The sequence below is a fragment of the Mesorhizobium sp. M2A.F.Ca.ET.067.02.1.1 genome, assembly GCF_004023285.1.
GTDB lineage: Bacteria > Pseudomonadota > Alphaproteobacteria > Rhizobiales > Rhizobiaceae > Mesorhizobium.
This window is the reverse complement of the sequence record NZ_RZSB01000700.1, coordinates 1-3192: the sequence shown is the minus strand read 5'-3', so window position 1 is coordinate 3192 and position 3192 is coordinate 1. Positions and strand designations below refer to the sequence as shown.

Here is a 3192-nt window from a genome sequence, read left to right as displayed (position 1 = left end):
CTACGAGACCAGGCGACATAACGCGGCTCGTTGCGCCGCGCAGATCGTGCCAGGCGGCGCGACTACTTCGAGCGTGCCCCATAGGCGGCAAGGAACGCTTCGACCGAGGCATCGGCGTGGCGCTCAAGGTCGGCTTTCGAGCGCGGGTTGCTTCCGGTGAACATCGCTTCGTTCATCGGAATCCAAAGCAGCATTCCAAAGAAATGGCTGGCCGCCAAACGGGGATCGCCGGTCTGCAACAAGCCTCGGCTGGTTAGCTTTTCAAAGCACTCCGCCACCGAGGCAAGCATGCGCTCAAAACCTTTGTCGTACCAGCTACGGCCAAGCTGCGGCATTCGATCGGCATTGGCGATAATCAGACGCCGGAGCTTCAGCAACTCGTCGTTCATCAGCGTCGTGGTCAATCGCCGGGCAAGCTGCTGCAGGCCGCCCTCCAGGAATTTTGCCTCGGAAAGCAGCATCGTCACGGACTCGACAACGTCGTTGACCTGAGAAGCGGTGGACTCCACGACTTCGGTGAAAAGCGTCTCCTTGTCCGTGAAATGCTTGTAGACAGTCTGCTTCGAAGCGCTCGCCCTGGTGGCGATCTCCTCCATGCTGGTCCCATCGTAGCCCTTGGCGATGAAGGCGGCGGTCGCCGCCTCGATGATCTCACGATCCTTACGGGCCGATCTGGTCTCAACAGCAATTTTCATAGCGCCCCTCTATCAGTACTAGACGGTACCGTTCCCGTATGATAGCCATCGAGACGGTACTAGACTGACTAGTACCCGTCAATGAAACGGAGGTTTCAACCCGATGACCCAAATGCTATTCCTCAATCTGCCGGTGCGCGATCTGCAGCCAGCGACCAAGTTTTATCTCGCGATCGGCGGCACGCTCAACCCGCAGTTCTCGAACGACCAGGCCAGCTCGATCATGTTCTCCGATTCGATCGGGGTCATGTTGCTGACGCACCAGCACTACAGCCAGTTCACAGCCCGTGCGATAGGCGATGCCAAGCGCGAGAGCCAAATGCTGATCGCGCTGACCGTCGACAGCAAGGACGCGGTCAACGCGGTCATCGAGAAAGGTGTTGCAGCGGGCGGCCGCGCCGATCCCAACCCGGCACAGGATCTCGGCTTCATGTTCAACCGTCACATAGAAGACCCGGATGGCAATGTCTGGGAGTTCCTGTGGATGAACCCCGCAGCCATGCAATAGACCGTCCGTATCGCCCTTTGCCGGGAACGACACCCTGGAAGCGGCGGGGCACCCGCCCCGTCGCTCCCGTGTTCGGGCCAAGCCCGCCATTGTCCTCGACTTGATATCTCGGTGCATGCCCCTGCGGCCGCCGGTCCGGCTGGCGCATTGCGGCGAGCTGGCGTAAGCATCGGCGCCTGCCCAATCCTGGGTGGAATCGCCGCAACCGCCAGCAGCCATGCTCCTTTCCGAAGCCCTTGCCGTTACCGCCGTCTTGTGCAGCGCGCTGAGCTCCATGTTCCTCAGCGAGCTCAAGGGGCGCGTTCCCCTGCTCCAGCTTGCCCGCTGGCAGATGCTCGCCACCTTCGTGATGACCGGCTCGGTGTCGCTGGCGATCGGCGGCTGGCAAACGATCGGAGGGAGGGAATTCTGGCTGCTCGCCGGATCGAGCTTCGCCGGCATCAGCATCGCCAGCACCACCTATTTCGCCACTATCTATTCGGTCGGCCCGCGGATCACGGCGCTGCTCTTCTCGCTCACCTCGCCATTTGCCCTGGCGCTCGGCTATCTCGTGCTCGGAGAAACCATCAGCCGCTGGCAGGCGCTGGGCGTGGCGCTGGTGCTTGCGGGCATCGTGCTTGCCATCGGCATGCCGCGGCGCTTCCTCAAGCGCGGCGAGCTGGCGCCGGCGATGCCGGTCGTCACCCCTTCCACCGTGCCGGTCAGCACCGTGCCCGGCCCGCCGCTCACCGGCCGCATGGGACCAGGCATCGTGCTTGGCGTCACGACAGCGCTCGGCCAGGCGATCGGCACCCTTCTGGCCAGGCCCGCCATGGCGGCCGGCGTCGAGCCGTTCACGGCCATGCTGCGTTCCGGCCTCGCCGTCATCCTGTTCATCGTGCTCACGGCAACGCCGTTCGGCAAGGGCAAAAGGGAGGCCGTGCAGTTCGGCACGGTCGGGCTCGCCGTGCTGTCCGCCTTCGTCGGCACCTCGATCGGCATGTCGTGCCTGATGGCCGCGTTGCGCACCGGCAATGTCGGCATCATCTCGACGCTATCCTCGATGACGCCGGTCATCATCCTGCCGATGGTGTGGCTGCGCAGCGGCCAAAGGCCGACCGCGGCCGCCTGGGCCGGCGCGCTGCTGGCCATCGTCGGCACGGCGCTGATCAGCGTGAGGTGACGCGTTCCGCTACCCGAAGATCTGATGCAATGCCACGCCAACCAGAATCAGCCCGGTCGCGATCTCCAGAAAGGTGGCCACACCGGCCGTGCTCGATCCCAGCCGTTCCAGCGCGGCTACCGACCCGCTGCGGAATAGCACCGCCAGCAGCACGACGATACCGAGCGTGATCGCGACGCCCACCATCATCGCGACAGCGAAGACAAGTCCGGCCCAGGGTATGCCGCGCGAAATGGCATAAGTCATGACGAACAGCGTCAGCGGGCAAGGGATCAGTCCAGCCATGAAGCCGACCGCTTCGCCCTCATGGACGTGATGACGATGACGGCCGCGCAGCGCGCGCCAGATTATCCACACGCCGATCAGGCCCAGCAGCCCACGGCTCAGCGTTTCCAGCGCGGGAGCGCGGCCGACGCTGCCCAGCGAGATCGAGACGAGGGGCAGCGCCAGCACCGCGATAAGCACCGCCAGCGTGATATGGGTGAAGGAAAGGGCGAGCGAGGCGAGCAATCCACGAGCCAATTTCACCTGCGAGCCGGCGATATAGGCGGCTAGCAGTGTCTTCGAATGGCCCGGCGTCAGCGCGTGAGCCGCCCCGAACACGACGCCCATCGGCAGGACCGCAAGGAGCGTAAGCCAGTTGCCGTCGCCGGCGAACGCCTTGAGGTGCTGCGCCACCGCCAGGTAAATCTCGCGTTGGTAGTCAAAGAGCGCTTGTATCATCCATGCGCGTGCTCGTGCTGGTGGCCTTCCGGCTCGGCCATGGCGAAGGGCAGGTCCTCGCTGTCCTGACCGGCCGCAAGTTGCAGCCTGGCGCTGAACTCATG

At 64.0% G+C, this 3192-nt stretch carries 4 protein-coding genes; 2 read left to right on the top strand and 2 right to left on the bottom strand.

The window, feature by feature from the left end; genetic code table 11:
* Window positions 1-62: 62 nt before the first annotated feature.
* Complete coding sequence (locus tag EOA28_RS30280; RefSeq protein WP_126078084.1) at window positions 63-695, bottom strand: TetR/AcrR family transcriptional regulator; 633 nt, start codon at window positions 693-695, stop codon at window positions 63-65.
* A gap of 103 nt (window positions 696-798) precedes the next feature.
* Between EOA28_RS30280 and EOA28_RS30275 the strand changes: the two genes are divergently transcribed.
* Together EOA28_RS30275 and EOA28_RS30270 are read left to right on the top strand one after the other, a co-directional pair.
* Entirely contained in the window at window positions 799-1203 is a 405-nt protein-coding gene (locus EOA28_RS30275; protein ID WP_127253125.1) for a VOC family protein, read from the top strand.
* A 217-nt stretch (window positions 1204-1420) separates the two neighbouring features.
* A complete protein-coding gene (locus tag EOA28_RS30270; RefSeq protein ID WP_127253123.1) occupies window positions 1421-2365 on the top strand; it encodes a DMT family transporter in 945 nt (314 codons plus the stop codon).
* A gap of 9 nt (window positions 2366-2374) precedes the next feature.
* Here the strand turns inward: EOA28_RS30270 and EOA28_RS30265 are convergent, their stop codons facing one another.
* Window positions 2375-3088, bottom strand: coding sequence for a sulfite exporter TauE/SafE family protein (locus EOA28_RS30265; protein WP_127253122.1), 714 nt, complete (start codon window positions 3086-3088; stop codon window positions 2375-2377).
* Window positions 3089-3192 lie beyond the last annotated feature (104 nt).